General features: G+C 69.2%; 19 protein-coding genes. 6 read left to right on the forward strand and 13 right to left on the reverse strand.

The window, feature by feature from the left end:
• Nucleotides 1-11 precede the first annotated feature (11 nt).
• The 4 genes from VEB62_RS03785 to VEB62_RS03800 form a co-directional block, all read right to left on the reverse strand.
• Nucleotides 12-1,145 (reverse strand): serine hydrolase domain-containing protein, encoded by a 1,134-nt coding sequence (locus tag VEB62_RS03785; protein WP_324795592.1) that lies wholly within the window; start codon nt 1,143-1,145, stop codon nt 12-14.
• Between the two features lie 42 nt (nt 1,146-1,187).
• On the reverse strand, nt 1,188-1,622 hold the full coding sequence (locus VEB62_RS03790) for a hypothetical protein (protein WP_324795594.1): 435 nt from the start codon (nt 1,620-1,622) through the stop codon (nt 1,188-1,190).
• A 9-nt stretch (nt 1,623-1,631) separates the two neighbouring features.
• Nucleotides 1,632-3,278, reverse strand: a complete 1,647-nt coding sequence (locus VEB62_RS03795; protein ID WP_324795597.1) for a M20/M25/M40 family metallo-hydrolase — start codon at nt 3,276-3,278, stop codon at nt 1,632-1,634.
• Between the two features lie 183 nt (nt 3,279-3,461).
• The gene (locus VEB62_RS03800; protein WP_324795600.1) at nt 3,462-4,664 is read right to left on the reverse strand and encodes a TIGR03862 family flavoprotein; all 1,203 of its coding nucleotides are present in this window, start codon (nt 4,662-4,664) and stop codon (nt 3,462-3,464) included.
• Between the two features lie 61 nt (nt 4,665-4,725).
• Between VEB62_RS03800 and greA the strand changes: the two genes are divergently transcribed.
• From greA to ligD, 3 genes are all read left to right on the forward strand, one after another.
• A complete protein-coding gene (greA, locus tag VEB62_RS03805; RefSeq protein ID WP_324795603.1) occupies nt 4,726-5,202 on the forward strand; it encodes a transcription elongation factor GreA in 477 nt (158 codons plus the stop codon).
• A gap of 114 nt (nt 5,203-5,316) precedes the next feature.
• Nucleotides 5,317-5,460: a hypothetical protein gene (locus VEB62_RS03810; RefSeq protein WP_324795606.1), complete on the forward strand. Its 144-nt coding sequence runs from the start codon at nt 5,317-5,319 to the stop codon at nt 5,458-5,460.
• 67 nt (nt 5,461-5,527) lie between these two features.
• Nucleotides 5,528-8,131, forward strand: coding sequence for a DNA ligase D (gene ligD, locus VEB62_RS03815; protein WP_324795609.1), 2,604 nt, complete (start codon nt 5,528-5,530; stop codon nt 8,129-8,131).
• A 197-nt stretch (nt 8,132-8,328) separates the two neighbouring features.
• Here ligD and ku read toward each other — a convergent pair whose 3' ends face one another.
• The 5 genes from ku to VEB62_RS03840 all read right to left on the reverse strand — a co-directional run bounded on the left by ku (nt 8,329) and on the right by VEB62_RS03840 (nt 13,882).
• Nucleotides 8,329-9,180, reverse strand: coding sequence for a non-homologous end joining protein Ku (ku, locus tag VEB62_RS03820; RefSeq protein WP_324795612.1), 852 nt, complete (start codon nt 9,178-9,180; stop codon nt 8,329-8,331).
• Nucleotides 9,181-9,236: 56 nt separating this feature from the next.
• On the reverse strand, nt 9,237-11,000 hold the full coding sequence (locus tag VEB62_RS03825) for an ATP-binding protein (RefSeq protein WP_324795614.1): 1,764 nt from the start codon (nt 10,998-11,000) through the stop codon (nt 9,237-9,239).
• 4 nt (nt 11,001-11,004) lie between these two features.
• Nucleotides 11,005-11,472: a TOL_0243 family YfiR-like periplasmic protein gene (locus VEB62_RS03830; protein WP_324795616.1), complete on the reverse strand. Its 468-nt coding sequence runs from the start codon at nt 11,470-11,472 to the stop codon at nt 11,005-11,007.
• 73 nt (nt 11,473-11,545) lie between these two features.
• A complete protein-coding gene (locus VEB62_RS03835) occupies nt 11,546-13,438 on the reverse strand; it encodes a TOL_0244 family TonB-dependent receptor (RefSeq protein WP_324795618.1) in 1,893 nt (630 codons plus the stop codon).
• 144 nt (nt 13,439-13,582) lie between these two features.
• Nucleotides 13,583-13,882 (reverse strand): hypothetical protein, encoded by a 300-nt coding sequence (locus tag VEB62_RS03840; RefSeq protein ID WP_324795621.1) that lies wholly within the window; start codon nt 13,880-13,882, stop codon nt 13,583-13,585.
• Nucleotides 13,883-14,253: 371 nt separating this feature from the next.
• Here VEB62_RS03840 and VEB62_RS03845 point away from each other — a divergent pair, with 371 nt between their 5' ends.
• A complete protein-coding gene (locus VEB62_RS03845; protein ID WP_324795624.1) occupies nt 14,254-14,829 on the forward strand; it encodes a demethoxyubiquinone hydroxylase family protein in 576 nt (191 codons plus the stop codon).
• Nucleotides 14,830-15,175: 346 nt separating this feature from the next.
• On the opposite strand, the gene VEB62_RS16695 is transcribed toward VEB62_RS03845, so the two are convergent.
• Genes VEB62_RS16695 through VEB62_RS03855 form a run of 3 tightly spaced genes read right to left on the reverse strand, consistent with a single transcriptional unit; the run spans nt 15,176 to nt 17,233 of the window.
• On the reverse strand, nt 15,176-15,622 hold the full coding sequence (locus VEB62_RS16695; RefSeq protein WP_414641979.1) for a ubiquitination-like system serine protease family protein: 447 nt from the start codon (nt 15,620-15,622) through the stop codon (nt 15,176-15,178).
• On the reverse strand, nt 15,619-16,803 hold the full coding sequence (locus VEB62_RS03850) for a ThiF family adenylyltransferase (RefSeq protein WP_324795627.1): 1,185 nt from the start codon (nt 16,801-16,803) through the stop codon (nt 15,619-15,621). The genes VEB62_RS16695 and VEB62_RS03850 overlap by 4 nt, the downstream gene beginning before the upstream one ends.
• Nucleotides 16,778-17,233: a multiubiquitin domain-containing protein gene (locus VEB62_RS03855; protein WP_324795629.1), complete on the reverse strand. Its 456-nt coding sequence runs from the start codon at nt 17,231-17,233 to the stop codon at nt 16,778-16,780. The genes VEB62_RS03850 and VEB62_RS03855 overlap by 26 nt, the downstream gene beginning before the upstream one ends.
• Nucleotides 17,234-17,413: 180 nt before the next feature.
• Between VEB62_RS03855 and VEB62_RS03860 the strand changes: the two genes are divergently transcribed.
• Nucleotides 17,414-17,806 carry a helix-turn-helix domain-containing protein gene (locus VEB62_RS03860; protein ID WP_324795632.1) on the forward strand — a complete coding sequence of 131 codons (393 nt, stop codon included), beginning with the start codon at nt 17,414-17,416 and terminating at the stop codon, nt 17,804-17,806.
• The gene (locus VEB62_RS03865; protein ID WP_324795635.1) at nt 17,799-18,662 is read left to right on the forward strand and encodes an ImmA/IrrE family metallo-endopeptidase; all 864 of its coding nucleotides are present in this window, start codon (nt 17,799-17,801) and stop codon (nt 18,660-18,662) included. The genes VEB62_RS03860 and VEB62_RS03865 overlap by 8 nt, the downstream gene beginning before the upstream one ends.
• A gap of 127 nt (nt 18,663-18,789) precedes the next feature.
• On the opposite strand, the gene VEB62_RS03870 is transcribed toward VEB62_RS03865, so the two are convergent.
• Nucleotides 18,790-18,928 (reverse strand): hypothetical protein (locus VEB62_RS03870; RefSeq protein WP_324795639.1); only part of this gene is annotated, 139 nt, incomplete at its 5' end.

The following is an 18,928-nucleotide window of genomic DNA, read 5'->3' on the forward strand; positions in this document are numbered from 1 at the left end:
TCCAGGAGGCCCTAGAACGCTGAATAGAGCGCCTGCTGCAGCCGCACCGCCCGCGGATCGCCGATCAGATGCGGCGACTGCCGCGTCATCACATAGGCCGCCGACAACTTCACCTCCGGGTCGGCGAACACGCAGCTCCCGCCCCAGCCGTAGTGGCCCACCGCCGCCGGATTGGGCCCGAAGATCTCCAGCCCGCGGTTGGCGGTCCAGCCCGCCGCCCAGCCCATCACGAAGGGCAGCACCCGGTCCTGCCCGTGCACCCGCTCGCGCCGCGCCGCGTCCAGCGTCGCCGCCGACAGCACCTTCCGGCCCTCGAACGAACCGGTCGCCACAACGGCCATGATCCGCGCCAGGTCCTTCGCCGTGCCGTGCAGATTGGCCGACGGAATCTCCGCCGTGCGCCACTCCACCGCCTCGCGCGGACCCGGCGACGAGCCCCGGTCGAAGAAGGCCGAGCGCTTGATCGGGTCCAGCGCGCCGAGGCTCGGCGGCGCCGACGGCTTGCGCATCTGCGCCACCCGCCCGTGCTCCGACTCGGGCAGGCCGATCCAGAGGTCCAGACCCGGGAAGTCCTCGCGCAGCGCCGTGCCCATGGTCCGCCCGTCGACCAGCCGGAACAGCTCGCCGGCCAGATAGCCGATGGTGATCGGATGATAGCCCGAGCCCGTGCCCGGCTCCCACATCGGGGCCTGGGCGCACAGTTTCGTCAGCACGAGATCGCGGTCGAACCAGTCGCCCGGCTCGATCCCCTCGGCGAACCCCGGCAGGCCGGCCTGATGGCTCATCAGCTCGCCGACGGTGATCGCCTCCTTGCCGGCCTGCCCGAAGTCCGGCCAATACCTCGCCACCGGCCGCTCGTAGTCCAGCAGCCCGCGCTCGACGCAGGTCGCGATCAGCAGGGCCATCACCGCCTTGCCCGCCGAGAACACCGGCGTCAGCGTGTCGGGCCCGTACGGAACCGTCTGCGCCGCGTCGGCCCAGCCGCCCCACAGGTCGATGACCGGCTCGCCGTCGATACAGACGCTGAACCGCGCCGCCCGCTCATTCAGCCCCTCGGGCGCCCCGGTGAAATTGGCGGCGAAGGCGTCCTTCACCGCGGCGAAGCGCGGCGGGCAGAGGCCGTGGATGTCGGGGGGGGTGGTCATGGACCTGTCCTAAACAAGCGGACGGCGCGCGTCATCCGTCGATCAGGAAGTGGTGCCGGACTGCCCGTGACGCCGCGTCACCAGCAAGCCGCAGATGCCGGAAGAGACCGCTGCGAGCCCGACGACAGCGGCCGCGCTTGCAAGGTTCACGACCCACAGGGGGAGCGGCAGGGAGCCGATGGTGGCGTGGTAGCGAACCAGTTCCCCGATCAGGATCGCCGCCACCGCGGCCGCAGGCAGGAGAGGTAGAAGACTGAGTCTGTGAAACCGGAGGCCCAATAGAATCAATACCGGCGTCGCGAATGAGATGGCGACGCTGGCAAGCTCCTCTTTCGCCATTCCCTCGAACAGGCCGATCCAGGTCGGCGCTTCGTAGCCGAGGTCAGCTCTCGGCCGCAGCCACTCGAGGGCCGCCCACGAAGCCACAATGAGGATCGTTCCTGTCGGCAGAATAAGGCTGACTGTCCGTTTCGGCATGACCTCGCCTCACCGATGCTGATCCTGCTCCCGCGCCGCCGCCGAGGCCTGACGCGCCGCCTCGAACTCGGCTCCCGCGTTCCATTCCGGCCAGGCGCGGCTGTCGGCCAGGTCGCGCCCCACGGCGTACAGCAGGTCCACGTCCACCGCCGCGGCGTCCATCACCCACTCCGGCGTCCATTCATCCGACGGCTTGTGGTAGCGATTGGCCACATAGTCGCGGCTGGCCGCGTTGTGGCCGGTGAAGCCGGCGGCCCCGAACAGGGCCGGCACGCCCTTCTTCGCCAGCGGGAAATGGTCCGAGCGGTAGAAGCCGCCCGCCTGCGGCGCCGGGTCCGGGATCAGGACGCGGCCCTGTTCCGTCGCCCGCCGCTCCAGCCATGTATCCGTCTGGCTCTTGCCCGCCCCCATGACCACGATCTGCGGCGAGACCTCGGTCCCCGGCAGGAAGGAATCCATGTTGATGTTGGCCACCGTGGTCTCCAGCGGCCAGACCGGATTGGCGGCGTAGTATTCGGCTCCCAGAAGCCCGGCCTCTTCCGCCGTCCAGGCCGCGAACACCACCGACCGTTCGGGCGGCGGGCCGGCCTTGAACAGCCGCGCCAGCTCGATCAGCCCGGCCACGCCCGTCGCATTGTCGACGGCCCCGTTATAGATGTCGTCGTCGCCCACCGGCGTGGCCCGGCCGAAGGCGTCCCAGTGGGCGCCGTACAGCACCGTCTCCTCCGGATGCTCCGCCCCGGGGATGCGGGCCAGCACGTTGCGGCTCTCGATCCGGTCGGCGGTCTGGCCGAAGTCGATCGACATCGTCACGCCTTCCAGCGTCACCGGCGTGAATTCCGGCGTCCGCGCCGCCTCGCGCAGGGCGGCGTAGTCGAGGCCCACGTCGCGGAACAGCTGTTCGGCCACGGCCCCCTGGATCCAGCCCTGGGCCTGGACCCGCTCGGCCTCCGGATCGGCCCGGACGATGTCGAACTTCGGCGCCGTCGAGGATCCCTCCAGCACGCTCCAGCCGTAGCCGGCGCCCGCCGTGTCGTGGATCACCAGCACCGCCGCCGCGCCCCGCCGCGCCGCCTCCTGGAATTTGTAGGTCCAGCGGCCGTAGAAGGTCATCGCATTGCCGTCGAACCGCCCGGCCACCGGATGGCCCTCGGGGGCGCCGAAGTCCGGATCGTTGACGATGACCAGCAGGACCTTGCCCCTCAGGTCCACGCCCTTGAAGTCGTCCCAGTTCCGCTCGGGCGCGTCGACGCCATAGCCGGCGAACACCACCCCGGCATTTTCGATGCTGATGTGGTTCACCGGCCGGTCGCTGGACACCAGCACCTGCGGCCCGCGCTCCAGCGTCCGGGTCTCGCCGCCCGCGTGAACGGCGATGGTCGCCGGCCCCTCCTGCCGCGTGCGGCCCAGCTGCGCCGTCTGCACCCACTGGCCGTCCGGCCCGCCGGGCTCCAGCCCCAGCGCCTGGAACTGGCCGACCAGATAGTCGACGGTCTTCTGCTCGCCCGGCGTCGCCACCCCGCGCCCCTCGAACGCGTCCGAGGCCAGCACCCGCACATGCGCATTCAGCCGCGCGCCCTCGGCCTGCTGCGCCAGGGCGGGCGTCACGGACAGGAGGGTCATCAGGGCGGCGATGAGGATGCGGTGCTGGGTCATGCGACCGTTCTAGCCCCTTCAAACAAGGACCGTCACCCTCGGGCTTGACCCGAGGGCCAGACCGTCCGGTGCTCCGTCCGGGCCAATGGTTCGCTGTCCGTGAAGCCATCCCGGGGCAGCGAGTTCGCCCCCACGTCTGATCCTCGGGTCAAGCCCGAGGATGACGACTGAGATGGGGGAAAATCACCGCGCCTTAAGCCAGCCCATAACCCCCTCCGCCGCCGTGACGCCCGAGGCCATCGAGGCCTGCAGCAGATAGCCGCCGGTCGGCGCCTCCCAGTCCAGCATCTCGCCGGCCACGAACACGCCGGGCAGGGCCTTCAGCATCAGCCGGTCGTCGACGGCGTCCAGCCGCACCCCGCCCGCCGAGGAGATCGCCCGCGCCATCCCCTGCACCCCGGTCAGGGTCAGCCGCACCGCCTTGATCCGCCGCGCCAGCTTGTCCGCCCCCTCGGGCAGCGCGCCCGGGATTTCCCGGAGCAGGCCGACCCCGACGGGCGACAGCCCCGCCGCCTTCCTCAGCCAGTTGGACACGCTGTCCTTGCCGCGCGACTTCGCCAGCCGCCCGGCCAGGGCCTCGATCGGCAGATCGGGCCGCAGGTCGACGGTCAGCGTCGCCGACCCGTCCCGCCCGATGGCGTCCCGCAGCCGCGCCGACAGGGCATAGACCGCCCCGCCCTCGAGGCCGTAGCGCGTCACCATCGCCTCGCCGCGCACCGTGGTCTCGCCAAAGGTCAGGGCGATCGGTTTCAGCGGTTGCCCGGCGAACCGTTCGGCGAACACCTCCGACCACGCCACGTCGAAACCCATGTTCGAGGGCCGGAACGGGGCGACCTCCACCCCCTCCGCCTCCAGCCGCGCGCGCCAGCCGCCGTCCGAGCCCAGCCGCGGCCAGCTCGCCCCGCCCAGCGCCAGCACCACCGCGTCCGGCCGTTCCTCCCGCTCGCCGTCCGGCGTCCCGAACACCCAGGCCCCGTCCCGCCGCCCGGTCCAGCGCGACCGCGTCCGCACCTCGACGCCCAGTTCCGCCAGCCGCCCCAGCCATGCCCGCAGCAGCGGCGACGCCTTCATCGCCCGTGGAAACACCCGCCCCGACGAGCCGGTGAACACCGGCTGCCCCAGCCCTTCGGCCCAGCCGATCAGGTGCGTCGGCGACAACCGCTCCAGCCACGCCCCGACCGTTCCCGCCGCCTCGCCATACCGTCCGGTGAAATCCTCCAGCGGCTCCGAATGGGTCAGGTTCAGCCCGCCCCGCCCGGCCATCAGGAATTTGCGCGCCACGGACGGCATCGCCTCGTGCACCACCACGGCCGCGCCGGCCCGCGCCAGCCGCTCGGCCGCCATCAGCCCGGCCGGCCCGGCCCCGATCACATGGACAGTCTTCATGGGAGAACTCATGTCGCCTTCCTAGACCGGAACGCTCGCGACCGGCATACGCTTCCGCCCCATGAGCGTCGCCTTCACCCGCGAGGAAGATCTGGAGGCCACGGCCGCCGATCTTCCCGACCGTCCGATCTCGCCCCACCCGAACCTCGTCACCCCGGCGGGGCTGGCGGCGATCGAGGCCGCCCTGGCCGCCGCGCGCGCCGCGTACAGCGCCGCCCAGGCCCACGGCTCGATCGAGGCCGACCGCACCGCCATGGCCCGCGCCACGCGCGACCTGCGCTACTGGTCGGCCCGCCGCGCCACCGCCCAGCTGGTCGAGACCCCCGCCGACGGCCGCGTGCGCTTCGGCGGCTCGGTGAGCCTCTTGCGCGAGGACGGCCGCACCCAAACCTGGCGCATCACCGGCGAGGACGAGGCCGACCCGGCCAGGGGCTCGGTCAGCCACGTCTCGCCCCTCGCCGTGGCCCTGACCGGCAAGCGCGTCGGCGACGAGGCGACGGTGGCCGGCCAGACGGTCGAGATCGTCGCCGTCGATTGATCGGTTGTGGCCGGGGCCGACACGCCCCACCTTGTACGCATCCCGCGCCGCTCTCCGGCGTTCTCCCGACGCCCCCGCGTCAGGCGCATCCGCGCCGGAAAGGAAGCCACGCCGATGGCCCGTAAGCCCAACTACAGTTTCGAACGCATGGAGCGCGACCGCGCCGACGCCAAGAAGGCCGCCGAAAAGGCCGCCGCCAAGGCCGAAAAGCGCGCCGCCGCCCGGGGCGAGACCCCGTCGGAAGAGCCCCAGGACTGAAGCTGAGCGAAATCGCCCCCCGCGCGTTCCACGTCCTTGACCAGCGGGTCAGGGACGGGAGGCGTGGGTGCGCGGCGAACTGGAGACCTATCAGGCCAAGCGGAAATTCGGCGACACGCCCGAGCCGAAGGGCAGGAAGGGCCATGGCAGGACCGGCGCCCGCAAGGCCGGGCTCGGCTATCTGATCCAGCGCCACGCCGCGACCCGGCTGCACTACGACTTCCGCATCGAGCTGGACGGCGTGCTCAAGTCCTGGGCGGTCACCAAGGCCCCGTCGCGCGACCCCTCGGTCAAGCGGCTGGCGGTCGAGGTCGAGGACCATCCGCTCGACTACGGGACCTTCGAGGGGACCATCCCGGCCGGCAACTACGGCGCCGGCACGGTGCAGATGTGGGACCGCGGCACATGGGAGCCGCAGGAGGACGATCTCGACGCCGCCTTCGAGAAGGGGAACGTCAAGATGGTGCTCCACGGCGAGCGCCTGCGCGGCAAATGGGCCCTGATCCGGCTGCGCTCCGATCGCGGCAAGCCGTCGAAGCGCAACAACTGGCTGCTGATCAAGGAGAAGGACGAATACGCCGTCCCCGGCGAGGGCGACGCCAACATGGAGATCGACGCCTCCATCGTCACCGGCCGCAGCCTCGCCGAGATCGCCGAGGGCAGGAAGCGCCGGCTCTCGCCGGCCAAGACGAACAAGGCCGCCCCGCCCAGGCCGGAAGCCCGCGCCGCCGTGACCAGCCACGCCGCGAAACCGCACGCCTTCGTCCCCATCCAGCTGTGCAAGATCGCCGACTATCCGCCCCACGGGACCGGCTGGGCCCACGAGATCAAGTTCGACGGCTACCGCCTGCAGGTCGCGGCGGGCGGCGGCCGGGCCACGGTGCGCACCCGCAAGGGCCTCGACTGGTCCGATAAATTCCCCGAACTGGCCGCCGACGCCGCGCAATGGCCGGACGCCGTGGTCGACGGCGAGCTCTGCGCCCTGGCCGAGAACCACATGCCCGACTTCTCGGCCCTGCAGGCGGCCATCTCGGCGCAGAGAACGGGCGACCTGGTCTATTTCGCCTTCGACCTGCTGTTCGAGGGCCCCGAGGACCTGCGCAAACTGCCGCTGTCGCATCGCAAGGCCCGACTGCAGGCGTATATCGACCGCATCCCCAAATCGGCCCGCAAGCGCATCCGCTACGTCGACCATTTCGCCACCACCGGCCAGGCCATCCTCGAGAGCGCCTGCCGCATGGACCTCGAGGGCGTCATCTCCAAGAAGCTCGACGCCCCCTATCAGGCCGGCCGCTCCAGCACCTGGCTGAAGTCCAAATGCCGCGGCGGCGACGAGGTGGTCATCGGCGGCTGGACCTCCGAGGGCGACCGCTTCCGCTCCCTGATCGTCGGCGTCCACGACCGGGACGGCCTGCGCCATCTCGGCCGCGTCGGCACCGGCTACAACCAGACCCTGCTCAAGACCCTTCTGCCGAAGCTGAAGGCGGCGGAGACCGACCGGAACCCCTTCGTCGGCAAGGACGCGCCGAAGAAGTCGCGCGCCGGCGGCATGACCATCCACTGGACGAAGCCGGTGCTGGTCGCCGAGGTCGAGCACGGCGGCTACACCGACACCGGATCGCTGCGCCAGGCCGCCTTCAAGGGCCTGCGCGAGGACAAGCCCCCGTCCGAGGTGACCGAGCGGCCTCGCGCCCCCGCCGATCCCGCGAAGGAGCCCGGCCGGCATTCGGCCGCCGCGCCGCTGGCCATGCCGGGCGAGCGTCCGCCCGCAAAGGGCAAGCTGGTCGTCGCCGGCGTGACCATCTCCAACCCCGACAAGGTGCTGTGGCCGGCCGAAGGCGGGAAGCCGGCGATCACCAAGGCCGAACTGGTCCGCTACTACGAGATGGCGGCCGAGCGCCTCCTGCCCCACGTCGCCGACCGCCCCGTCTCGATCATCCGCGCGCCCGAGGGCATCGGCGGCGAGAAATTCTTCCAGCGCCACGCCATGCCCGGCTCCAATCCACGGCTGAAGCTGATCGACGTCCGGGAGCGCAAGCCCTACGTCGGCGTCACCGACGCCGGCGGCCTCGTCGCCATCGGCCAGTCGGGCGGGCTGGAGCTGCACCCGTGGGGCTGCAAGCCCGACGATCCGGAAACCCCCGACCAGATCACCTTCGATCTCGATCCCGACGAGGGCCTCGACTTCAACGACGTCATCGCCGCCGCCAAAACGATGAAGAAGGAGCTGGAGGGCCTCGGCCTCAACCCCTTCGTCAAGACCACCGGCGGCAAGGGGCTGCACGTCGTCGTGCCGATCCTCGCCGACTCCCGCAGCCGCATCGAGTGGGACCAGTGCAAGGCCTTCGCGAAGGAGGTGTCCGAGATCGTCCGCCGCCGCGACCCGGAGCATTTCACCACCACCATCGCCAAGAAGGCGCGGGGCGGAAAAATCTTCCTCGACTATCTGCGCAACGGCCGCATGGCCACCGCCGTCGCCCCGTGGTCGCCCCGCGCCCGCCCCGGCGCCGGCATCGCCTTCCCGCTGTCGTGGGGCCAGGTGAAGTCCGGCCTCGACCCGCGCGCCTACACCCTCCACGACGCTGCCGCCCTGCTCAGGAAACCCGACCCGTGGAAGGATTTCCGGGACGGCGCGGTGAACCTGCGGCCAGTCCTGAAGAAGATCCTCTGACTCCACCCCAACCCCGTCATCCTCGGGCTTGACCCGAGGATCAGACTTTCCGGTGCTCGGTATCAGGCGTTACGGGCGCGATCGCGGGCCGCTATCCACGCACAGTCCAGCCCAACCTCTGATCCTCGGGTCAAGCCCGAGGATGACGGGCGGGAGATGAAGCCGGAAGCAGAACTTTACTGGCAGCAGGGCGAGCCCTACGCCGCCTTCTTCCGCTTCGCCGGAGCCTTCCCGGCGGCCGCCTTCTTGGCCGGGGCCTTCCGCTCGCTGCCCGCCGCCCCCTTCAGGCTGGCCCTGAGCGCCGCCATCAGGTCCACCACATTGGTGTCGTCGGGTTCCGGGGCCTCGACCAGGCCCTTGCCGCCCTTCTGCTTGGCCTTGATCATCTCCTTCAGGGCCTCGTCGTAGCGGTCCTTGAACCGGGTCGGATCGAACTCCGCCTCCTTCTGGGCGATGATGCGGGTGGCGATGTCGACCATGTCCTTGTCGGCCTTGACCGTCGGGATGTCGTCGAAATAGTCGTCGGCGTCCCGCACCTCCTCGTGCGGCCGCAGGGTGTAGGCGACCAGCCCCTTGCCCCGCACCTCAAGCGCGATCTGGCGCTCGCGGTTGCGTAGCACCAGCCGGCCGATGGCGATCTTGCCGGCCGCCCTCATGGCGTCCCGGATGACCGCGAAGGCCTCCGCCCCGACGCCCTTCTCGGGCGCCACATAGAAGGGGTCGTCCCAGTACAGCCGGTCGATTTCGTCCTCGTCGACGAACTGCTCGATGTCGATGGTCCGTGTCGACTCCAGCCTGACCTTCTCGAAGTCGGCGTCGTCGAACAGGACGTATTCGTCCTTTGACACCTCATAGCCCTTGACCAGGTCCGACCGTTCGACCGGCCCGGCGTCCGGATCGGTCGGCACCATGCGGATGCGGTTGTTGGTCTCGGGATTGATCAGATGGAAGCTGACATGGCTCGCCGACGACGTCGCCGTGTAGAGCGCCACCGGGCACGTCACCAGCGACAGCTTCAAATGCCCCTGCCAGGTCGGTCTCGCGGCCATGATCGCCTCCTCATCGCGGAATTTCGCGACTCGAACGCCGCGGGCGGCGGATTCGTTCAGGCCGTCTGTTCGGACAGGGTCGCGGACAGGGCCTCTGACAGGCTCTCGATGCCGTAGGGCTTGGGCAGCAGCCGGAAGGCCTCGCCGGTCGCCGCCGAGGCCGCCTCGCTGAAACCGGTGGTCAGCAGCACCGGCGTGGCGGGGAGCCGCCGCCGCACCTCCTGGGCCAGACCCAGGCCGTCCATCTCGCCCGGCATGACCATGTCCGAGAAGATCAGGTCGAAATCGCCGTCCCCGTCCAGCACCGACAGGGCCTCGGCCGCGTTCGACACCCGCACATGGCTGTAGCCGAGGTCATCCAGCATGTGGCCCACCCCGGCGGCGACCGCGTCGTCGTCCTCGACCAGAAGCAGCCGACCGTTGACATTCCTCGCCGCGGCATCGTCCCCGACCGGTGGCAGGGGCTGCGCCGGCTGAACCTGCGGCGGCGGCGTTTTCTCGGTCCGGGGCAGACAGAGGGTGAAGGTCGTGCCCTGGCCCTCGCGGGACTCCACGGCGATCTCGCCCCCCGAGGATTTCACGAAGCCATAGACCTGCGACAGGCCAAGACCGGTGCCGCGCCCGACCGCCTTGGTGGTGAAGAAGGGTTCGAACACGCGCAGCGCCACCGCCTCGGGCATGCCGGCCCCGGTGTCCGCGATCCTCAGGCAGACCATGTCCGCGCCCCCGTCTGTCCCCTCCTCATTGCAGGCGGAGATGATCAGCCGTCCGCCCTGGGGCATGGCGTCCCGGGCGTTGACCGCCAGGTTCAGCAGCGCCAGCTCCAGCTCGCCCCGGTCCGCCTCGATCGGCCACAGGTCGGCGGGCAGGTCGAGCAGGACCTCGATGTCCTCGCGCAGAGACCGCTCCAGCAGGAAGCGCAGACCGTCGATGTGCGCGGCCAGGTTCAGCACCTCGGCCTTGAGGGGCGAGCGCCGCGAGAAGGCCAGCAGCTGGCGGGTCAGGGCGGCCCCCCGCTCGACGGCCTGTTTGATCCCCGCGCTCAGGCTCTCGCGGCGCTTCGGATCGTCCGTCCGGTCAAGCAGTTCGATGCCGCTGGACGCCACCATCAGCAGGTTGTTGAAGTCGTGGGCGATGCCGCCGGTCAGTCGGCCGATCGCCTCCATCTTCTGGCTCTGGCGCAGCGCGTCCTCGGCCTTTTCCCGCTCGATCATCTGCTGCTGCAGCAGGCTGTTCGCCCGCACCAGGTCGGCCGCCCGGTCGGCGAGCTGCCGATTGGCCCGGCGCAGGGCTCCCTGCGCCACCGCCAGCACGATGACCACGAGACCCGCCAGCCCCAGCACCAGCAACAGGCTGGCGTAGCGGCTGAACCGCTGGGCCGCCGGGGTTTCCAGCAGGCGCAGACGGACGGCGCCCAGCCTCTGCCCCGCTTCCTCGACCGGCCGCACCACGGTGAGGCGATCATTCTCGAAAACAGTGGCGCGATCCCCCGGCGCGACGGTCGGGGACGCGGCTTCGCCGTCCCGCACGAAGCTGGCGACCAGCCGGTGGTCCTCGTCATAGACCGCCGCCGCCAGCACGCTCGGATTGATCTGGACGGCCTCGACATAGTCCTGGGCGGCCTCGCGGTCGTCGAAGGCCAGCGCGCCGCTGACCGCCGAGGCCAGCAGGTCGGCCTGGGCGCCCGCTTCCCGCGCGGTCTGCACCCTCAGCGCCCGTTCGTTGAGCACCGCGATCGCCACGCCCGCGATCAGCAGAACCAGGAGCGACGCCAGCGCGACGAGAGGGAACCGGCTGTGACGGAGGCGGGTCCAGGGCATGTCGTCAGCCTCCCCGCACGCTGAGGGCCAGGTTCAGCAGGCGCGAACTGATCGACAACCCGCTGCGCGACGCGGCCTGCAGGTCGATGTGGAACCGCACGCGCTCGTCGCTGATGACGAAGTGGACCATGCCCCGCTGGGCCGACACGGCGGCGTCGGTGACCAGCAGGACGGGGCGGTCGCCGTTCGGGACAACGCCGCCGCCGCCGTGCCCGACATACACGATGTGGCAGGCCGTCGCCGCCTCCGCCGTGCCCGGCCGCCGCACCGCCAGCGGCCGGCCGTACGCCGTCCGGGCCTGCGCGGCCCGGTCAAGCGCGCCGCTGAACGGGTCGCGCCCGACAATGCAGAGGACCACCGGCGACTGGTCAGTGGCGAAGGCCCGCCGCGGCCATTCCACGAAGGCCGCGAACCGCACCAGGTAGTTGGCCTTGACCGAATATTCGAGGTTGGTCTGGGGAGGCCCGGGCATGGCGGGGGCCGGAGACGAAACGCTCCATAGAAGGGCTGTCAGCAACCCGAGTGAGCGCCGCCCCGGGCCCATGTCAGAACCTCGCCTGCAGGGCGGCGAAGACGCTGCGGCCGAAGGCCCGGCCCCGGACCGGATCACCGGTCTCGACGCGGCGGTCCCCGATCAGGTTCTGGCCGGTCAGCGACAGCTCCAGCCGGTCGGTCAGCCGCCAGCCCAGCCGCACGTCCGCCTCGACATAGCCGTCGACCACCTTCAGGTCGTCCACCGCGCGCAGCCGCACGTCCAGCTCCACGGCGTCGGTCAGGTCGTGCTGGGAACGCAGCAGAATCTGGAAGTCGGGATCGTCGCCGATCGACCTCAGGCCGCTGGTGTCCTCCGGCGTCGGGGTCGCGTCATAGTCCTTGGTCAGGGTGCTGACGCCGGCGCTCAGCCGCCACGCCGGCGAGACGTCGTAGCTGCCCCAGGCCTCGACGCCCCGGGTCGTCGCCTCGCCGTTATTGGTCAGGGTCAACGGCAGGACGGTGACCGGCGTGATCGAGACGGTCCGCAGGTCGTCGTAGACGTTGTAGAAGGCGTTGATCGAGAACGACATTCTCGGCAGCGGGTTGGCCCGGTAGCCCAGCTCCCAGGCCGTCGCCGTCTCGGACCGGAAGTCCGCCCCCACCAGAAACCCCGGGAAGGTCAGGTCGCGCTCGACGCGGTTCGGGGTGCGGCTGGCGCGGCTGACCGCGGCCCAGACCAGATCGCCGCCCGGCCTCTGCCACGCCAGTCGCGCATTGGGCAGGAATTCCTCGCCCGAAAAGCTGTTGTCCTCGAGCTTCGCGCCCAGCGTCAGGGTCAGGCCGTGCCCCAGGGCGATCTGGTCCTGGGCGAAGACGTTGGTCAGCGTCAGCGTGCGATCGGCAGGATCCAGGAAGACGGCGGCCGATGACGTCAGGATCCGCGACTCGACCTCGCGGTGACCGGCGCCGAGCACGAACCGGTGCCGGCCCCGCGCGAAGGCGTGCTGCACCGACAGGTCCCAGGTCTTCGCCTCGTCGAGCATCTGCGGTCCCGACCGCTCCAGCACGTCGTAATAGGCCTGGACCTGCAGGTCGCCGCCGGCGAGGGGCCGGTTCCAGCGGCCGAGCACATGGCCGCCCCGCACGCCGGTGTCGACGCCGAGCACGTCCGCGTCGATCGCCACCTCGTTGTCGAAGACGTCGCCCTGCAGGGTCAGACGGTTCGCGCCGATCGCCCAGTCCGCCCGCGCCCCGGCCCGCAGGCCCCCGGCGTCGTCATTCGCGTCCTCGCCGGTCCGGGTGCGGCTCGCGCCCCGTTCGTGGCCCGTCAGCCAGGCCCGCCACGCCCCCGCCCCGCCCAGATCGCCGCCGTGGCGCAGGGCGAAGGCCGCATCGTCGTCGCCGGCGCCGGCGCTGAGCAGCGTGCCCCGCGTCTCATGCGGCGTACGCGTGATGATGTTGATCACCCCGTTCATGGCGTTGGAGCCGTACAGCGCCCCGCCCGGCCCGCTGATCACCTCGATGCGCTCGACGTCCTGCAGCATGACGTCGTGGGCGTCCCAGAACACGCCCGAGTGCAGGGTCGAATAGAGGCTGCGCCCGTCGATCAGCACCAGCAGCTTGTTGGAGGTCTCGAAGCCGTTGAAGCCCCGCGCGCTGATCGCATAGTCCACCGCATTGACCCGCTGCACGCTGAGGTTCGGGGCCAGCCGCAGCACCTCCGGCAGGCTGGTCGCGCCCGAGCGGCGGATGTCGTCGGCGCTGATGACGTAGATCGCCGCCGCCGCGTCGGCCAGGGCCTCGGGCCGCATCGACACCGAGGTCACCTCGACCATCGACAGCTCTTCCAGCGACAGCCGCGTCAGGTCCGGGTCCTGCCACCCGGCCCCGATCAGCTGCCGCGCGCCGCCGGGCGCATGGGACGGCGCGGCCGGAGCCTCTTCCGCCTGGACGACGGCCGGCATGACGAGAAAAATGGCTGCGGCGGCGCCCCGCCGGAGATGACGCATCGCACCTTCCCCCCTCGCCTCCTGCGATCGGATAAAACGCCCGGCCCGCCAATCGGTTGCCCGACGCAGCGGCGCTGTTCCGGCGTGCGGTTCAGAAAATCACCCCGCCCCCGCCCCCTCCAGCACCCCCAGCACCTCCCCGAACAGCCCCTGCGCCTCCCGGTCCCCCAGCGCCTCGAAGTCCACCCCGGCCGTCATCCGCTCCAGCCGCCGCACCACATCCCCGCAGTCCGCCCGCGCCCCCGGCGCCGCCTCCATCACCCATTCGGCGATGGCGGCGATGCTGGCCAGCGCCTCCTGGTCGGTCATCCGCCCGCCCTCCAGCCCCGCCACGGCCGCGATCTCCCCGATCTCGCGCAGCGCCCGCCGGCAGGTCTGTGGATCGTGAAAACGCGTCATCCCCGCCGAACGCCCCGCAAGGGCGGCGGTTCACCCCACAGCGTCCTTCTCCCCTTGAGGGAGAAGGTGGCCCGGAGGGCCGGATGAGGGGGCTCCATCCGCCGCACCGTCGCCTTCCCAGCTACAGCATTCCTCTCATCCCCCCCCCGGCGCGCCCCGCGCGCTCGACCTGCCCAGCCCCCGGCCGCCCGACCCGGCGCGGGTGGCTCCACCCCTTCCGCTCATCCCGGCGAAAGCCGGGACCCAGTCCTGTCCAGCCTGACGCCGGCGCCTCAGGACGACCCGACGGCCTCACCCCCGAACGCCCCATCACCCAAAGCACTGGGTCCCGGCTTGCGCCGGGATGAGCGGTTTTGAGGGAGCCCGCACCCGTGCGACGGTCCCCCATGCCCTCCACCGTCGCCCGCATCCTCAAGGTCAACCATGGCGGCGAACACGGCGCGTCCCGCATCTACGCCGCCCAGATCGCCGCCGCCCGCTGGCGCTGCCCCGACCTCGTTCCCCAGCTCGCCGAGCTGCTGGCGCACGAGCGCCGCCACGAACAGATGTTCCTCGCCCTGATGCCGTCCCGCGCCGCCCGCCCGTGCCGGCTGATGCCGCTGTGGGCCGTCGGCGGCTTCGCCCTCGGCCTTCTAACAGGGCTCCTGGGCCGCACCGGCGTCTACATCTGCACCGAGGCGGTCGAGCGCACCGTCCACCGCCACCTCGACCACCAGCTGGCCTGGCTCGCCGCCGACCCCGCCCGCGCCGACCCCGAGCTCACGGAGGCCATCGCCGCCATCCAGACCGAGGAGGAAGGCCACCTCGCCTGGGCCGCCGAACGCCGGCCGGCGCAGACGGGACCCGCCCGCGCCCTCTACGGAGCGGTCGCCGCCACGGTCGAGGCGCTGATCTGGCTGTCGACGCAGGGCGAGAGCGGGCGGTTGGGGCGGGAGATGGGGCGCTAGTCCCGCCAATCCTCCCCCTCCGGGGGAGGGGAACCACGCGCAGCGGGGTGGAGGGGGCCTGACGCCCGCACCGCTCCCACCGCCCTCTCGTCCACCCCCCCGGGCGCGCCCCGCGCGCCCGCCACGCCCAGCCCCGGCCGCCCGACCCGGCGCGGGTCAAGGACAGGCCGTCCCGGCCTGCCGCGCGAGCGGCGCGCAGCGTCCTTGAGGCGCGCCGGGGCGGGTGGCCCACACCTGTCAGAGCCGCCTATCGCCTAGTTTGGCGAGCAACCGCGGTCTGCTTGAGAATGAGAACCGCCACTTCAGCGCTCAAGGGTCGTTCCCCGCGCGCCAACCCGGCAAAGACCTATTTGCCCCCTGAGAGCCACTTCGAGAACCGTGACAGGAGACCTTGGCGGGATCTGGTTTTGACTGACTTGGTCTCGAGGGACACAGGTCCACGGCCGTCCACCCCGTAGTAGCGCTCTTTGGCAGATTGATCCCGGAGGCGATTATCTTCGATCTGTTGCCGAGACCAGCCCGCAGCCCATCGAACCGAATTTCGTTCAACCCAGTAGTGCGACTGACAGTCGAAGCTCCAGTTGCCGACCGACGGCGTTAGGCTGACGGTCTCGCCGTCGAAAAACAACTGCCATCCCACCGGACTCAAGGGGGTCACGACCTTGGTGCCGCATCCGCAAAAGCAGCTGTGAACGCATGTGGCGAAGGGGATTGAGACATAGAGGACATCCTCTTCCCGCTTCGCCGGGATGAACTCGACGAACTCGTGTCTGATCCCGGTTGCCGGCGTCATTCTTCGATGTCCTCGTTGATCGTCTCGCTGGCCGACAAGACGAAGACGCTAGAATGCTCGTGGCCGTCGTCGTCGTAGAAGCCGAAGAGCTTTTTGAATTTGATCACCGCCAAGGCCGCGTTCAGGCCGTTCAATTCCACTACCTGAATGTTCTTGTCGTACTCGTTGACGCCTTCCGCCGTCGTGAACGCGATACGCTTCTTGTCATGGACGTGGGCGCGCATGGCTGCGGTGCTGGTCGTGGTCCGAATCTGACCGCGCAGGCGGTCTCCCCGGACCGTTAGGCCCATCCCCACGTCGACGAACGGAATCCCGAGCCTCTCCAGTTCATCGACGATCGGCCGCTTGCCGGCCCCTTCCATGCACAGAAACACGAAGTCTAGTCCGTGAAGTTCGTGCAGCGTCTCGCGACCCATCGCGTAGGGATGGACAAGGATTCCGCGCCGCATCTTGCCGTAGGTCCGAGCGTGGAGTTCGACCTTAGTGAGCTTTTCATCAAGCTCGTCGCCCGACGCCGCGCCCGGCGCGCGGAAGGCGTTATGCTGTTCGAAGGCATCGCCATCGAACAAATGGATTTCCCGGACAGGTGTCTTGGCCAGGTAGTCGAGAACATAGGAGCCCGTGCCGCCTAGACCGACGACGCCAACGCGCAGGGGCTTGAGCTTGTTGTTAATGTCGACAATGTCGGCGCGGCTACTGGCCGTGTCCTCGTAGAGGAAGACTGATTCCTCTGAGTTCGACTCGCGGACCCGGAATGTCTTCGCCGTAAGATTCGGGTTCAAGGCTCTCGCGGCGCCGGAAATCTTGTCGACGTAGTGGGTCATCTTCTGGTGGAACCCCGTGTAGGCACCGGTGAGCGCCGGTTTGCACGAGAAATTCCATTGCACCGAGTGGCCTGCGATCGACATGGGCGTCGGACTGGGGCCAAGTCCCTGCATGGTCGAGCCATCCTCATTGCATGGCATGTCGCCTGCCCATTTTGCCTGATGATCCTCCGGCGGTAGGGCGACATCGTTGTTGAGGCGGAGCGCAGCGATGAGAACGCCGCGCCCCAGCTCAGAACGCTCGTTGATGAAGGGCACGTCGTGCAGCAACAGGTAGCCGTCGACCACCTCGATATCGTACCCCTCATCACGGAGCGTTTTCAGTTCGGGGCTACGATCGATCGGTCGCAGTGACATCGAACATCATCTTGTTCTTGAGTTTGATTGATCGACCGGCGGTCAACGTGCCCTTGGGGTTGACCGAAGGACCGTTGCGGTAGGTCACGGTGAACTCGATCAGCGTGCCGCTGGGCGGCACGGGATAAGCGATCTTGACCAAGTCCTCGAAGAACAGGCGCGTCTCGGTGGTTTCGTGCGCCTCGCCGTTAACTAGGATCGTCAGTGCCTTTTGGCTGTAGAAGTGCTCGTTCTTCTGCAGGTTGACCTGGGAGCCGTCACGCGGAACGAGCGTGTCCTCCTGATCGCCTTTGACTTCTCGGAACAGGTCACGGTGTTCCGGAATCTGCCCCAGTTCATAAAGGGCCTCGCCGGTGGTCGGATCAGGCGACTCGTACACCTCGCGGTCGATATGGACGCGCACTTGGTGCGCAGAGACATTGACTGACATCGGACTTCTTTCCCCGCTTTCAGGCGGCGCTTGTATTTTCCTCGGCCGGATGCAAACTTGCTGTCCAGCCAGACAACACTGAGGTTCCAAAAAACGCCCTGGCCCCCAGTGGGAGATCAGAGCGCGTTGTCTATCCAGACAACAGATAGGACGCAGTTTGTACAGTGTCAAGGAGTAGGAATGCCGGAATCCGCGTTAGGTCGTTGGCTAAGAGCGATGCGGGACGCCCGCGACCTTAGTCTGAGAGACGTCGCGCAACGAAGCGGCGTTGATCACGCCTACATTTATCGGCTGGAGACTGGAGCCAAGGAGTCCCCATCCGACGATGTCATCGACAAGCTGACCACCGCCCTAGGCTCGGCGCCTCGTGATGCGGAAATCCTCAAATTTCTCGCCCTGAATACTAACGTCGATCCAAGCTTGGCCGAGTTCGCCGTTGTGGATCCCACTGTCACACCCAGCCAGTTCCAGATGCTGACGACGGTCGTGAACCGTGGGGCGAAAGCCGACTACGCGACGTCATTGGCGCGCATCCGGCGGTTCATGGACGAAGAGGACGAGGGCGATGGATGAGTTGACTGTCGCCATGAAGGCGCGTGACTTCGTGGCCAAATGTGGGGCCCCGACGTTGCCGGTATCGGTGGATGTCTACGCGCAGCAGATCGGGGGGGCGGTGAAGGTTGAAGCGCTCGCCGAACACGAAGACGCATGGTCGGTCCGGTTGCCAAGCGGCAGGTACCGCATCTGTGTGAACTGCGCGCATAACTCGCGGCGTCAAAGGTTCAGCGTCTGCCACGAAGTCGCACACGTCGCGCTCGAGATTTCGGCGGATCACAGCGCGCCCAGTTGGAGCTACACGCGTCGGCCTCCCGGGGAAGTTGCGTGCGATGTTTTCGCTTCCGAACTCTTACTACCCTACCGGCTGTTCAAGCCGCGAGTGGACGCAGCCGACTATTCTATGGCGGCGATCACAGCGTTGGCGGATGACTTCGACGCCTCCGTCATCTCGACCGGTTCGCGGTTCGCGTCATTCTCTTCCGACTTGTGCGCCTTCGTGCTGTCTGAGGGCGGCAAGGTCCGCTACTGCGCTCGATCCGCGGGCCTGCGCGACAACGGCGCTTGGATCAGGCCGGGTATGGTGCTTCCATCCGACTGCCTGAGCGCCCGCGCGCGCGGCGGTGAACGCCCCTCTGGCTCTGAAGACGCTGACCCTGACCAGTGGTTCGAGAACTGGGATCGTGACGGGTCTTTGTACGAAGATGTCATCCACCTTGATCAGTGGGACCAGACTCTGACCCTGCTGTGGTTCGATGACGAGGACCTCCCACCATCCACCGGCGACCGCAGGCAGTGGGAAGAGAGAACACAAGGGCTCCGCGAACTCGACGGTGTTCTGCCTTGGCCCGGAGCCAAGAAACGGAGACCTTAGTCGACGCTTGCGAGTAATGAAGAGCCGGTCGTCCTTGGCCGCACGGCGGCTCTCACCCGCAAAAAAGGGCGAGCCTGTCTCCGGACCCGCCCCCTTCTGTCTCAGCTCAGCGAACTGAACGACCGGATCAGAAGTCCATGTCGCCCATGCCGCCCATGCCGCCGCCCATGCCGCCGCCGGCGCCGCCGCCCGAGGCCTTCTTCGGCGCGTCGGCCACCGCGGCTTCGGTGGTGATCATGATGCCGGCCACCGAGGCCGCGTCCTGC

Source organism: Brevundimonas sp. (genome assembly GCF_035626975.1).
Classification (GTDB): domain Bacteria; phylum Pseudomonadota; class Alphaproteobacteria; order Caulobacterales; family Caulobacteraceae; genus Brevundimonas.